Consider the following 622-nt stretch of genomic DNA (forward strand, 5'->3'; position numbering starts at 1 on the left):
ATTCTTTACCTTTATTTCAAAAACAAGACGGAAATCTTCAATTACAGCGTTAAGCATCTGCTTTTGGAAATTGAAGCGAATATCAATTCAATCCGTTCCGACAAGTCCATGAAGAGCGAAGACAAAATAACCAAAACTATTTTTATTATCTTTAATTTGTTTGAAAAAAACAAACCTCTTCTTTTCGTTTTGCTGGACTACCTGATACACCTTTCAAAAAAAGGCGTTAACCCGGAAGACCGCGTCCGACGCAGAACGGTAAAAGCCCGCCACATGCTGGCCTCGCTGTATATCGACGGCATTAAAAACGGCGAGTTGAAAAAAATCAAGGTAAAGGCCGCCGACGATTACCTTTACAGTTTTATCGAATCGGCCGTCTACCAGCTGGCGGTGCTAAAACGAAAAAACCTTAACGAGTTAAAAGAGACAGTGCTTTTAGCGGTAAAACAACTGACGTTGTAAAATGCGTATCGTCATCGCCGGAGTCGGAAACACCGGCACGCAGTTAGCAAAATTCCTCATTCAGGAAAAACACGACGTTTCGCTGATAGAGTCAAACGAGGATCGCGCCAAGCATATTTCCAACCGCCTCGACTGTATGGTAATTCACAACAAGGCGAAC

2 protein-coding genes are annotated in these 622 nt (G+C 42.6%); both read left to right on the forward strand.

Annotation, left to right across the window (positions count from 1 at the left end; genetic code table 11):
• On the forward strand, nt 1-462 hold a 462-nt coding region (locus tag ACYVTD_RS15455; protein ID WP_461248587.1), incomplete at its 5' end, for a TetR/AcrR family transcriptional regulator.
• Nucleotide 463: 1 nt separating this feature from the next.
• Nucleotides 464-622: NAD-binding protein (locus tag ACYVTD_RS15460; protein ID WP_461248588.1), on the forward strand; the 159-nt coding region annotated here is incomplete at its 3' end.

This window comes from Treponema sp. R6D11 (genome assembly GCF_054786075.1).